Here is a 689-nt window from a genome sequence, read left to right on the forward strand (position 1 = left end):
TGTCTGAGTTCAGGACATGCAGGACAGTTGATGTCTCAGGACATCGAGGACACTGACGACCCGTGCCCGTGACAATCGGGCATGGGTGGAAAAGGGTTTTCGATGAATCCGGACATCGTGGCCGCGGTCTCGGCGGTCGCAGGCGGGGCACGGGTGAACGTGTCCCGCCTGTGCCGAGAGCAGGGCATCTCCCGCAATACCTTCTACGTCCTGGTGGGCAGGTTCCGCACCGAGGGCGCCGCAGCGTTCACCACCCGCTCGACCCGACCACACCACAGCCCCACCAGTACCGGACCCGAGGTGCGTGAGGCCATCGTCCGTGCCCGCAAGGAACTCGACGACGAGGGCTTCGACAACGGCCCGATCTCGATCGTGTGGCGCCTCGAAGCCCAAGGCCTCGACCCGACCCCGTCGCGCTCGACGGTGTACCGGGTACTGAAAGAGTGTGGCCAGATCGTTCCTCAGCCACGCAAGAAACCCCGTTCACGCCGCAGTTTCGAGTACTCCACCCCCAACGGGTGCTGGCAGATCGACGGCCTCGAGCACTATCTCGCCGACGGCACCGTGGTGTGCATCCTGCAGATTCTCGACGACCACTCGCGTCTGGACGTGTGCTCGTATGCCGCCCGGGCCGAAACCTCCGCCGACGCGTGGGCGGCACTGCAACGGGCGATGGACGGGCACGGGGT

The 689-nt window shown here is 65.5% G+C and carries 1 protein-coding gene; it reads left to right on the forward strand.

The window, feature by feature from the left end; all coding sequences use genetic code 11:
* Positions 1-102: 102 nt before the first annotated feature.
* A partial coding sequence (locus tag QM841_RS42855) for a helix-turn-helix domain-containing protein (RefSeq protein ID WP_283336793.1) occupies positions 103-689 on the forward strand: 587 nt, incomplete at its 3' end.

Source organism: Rhodococcus sp. IEGM 1307, assembly GCF_030056915.1.
Taxonomy (GTDB): domain Bacteria; phylum Actinomycetota; class Actinomycetes; order Mycobacteriales; family Mycobacteriaceae; genus Rhodococcus_F; species Rhodococcus_F opacus_D.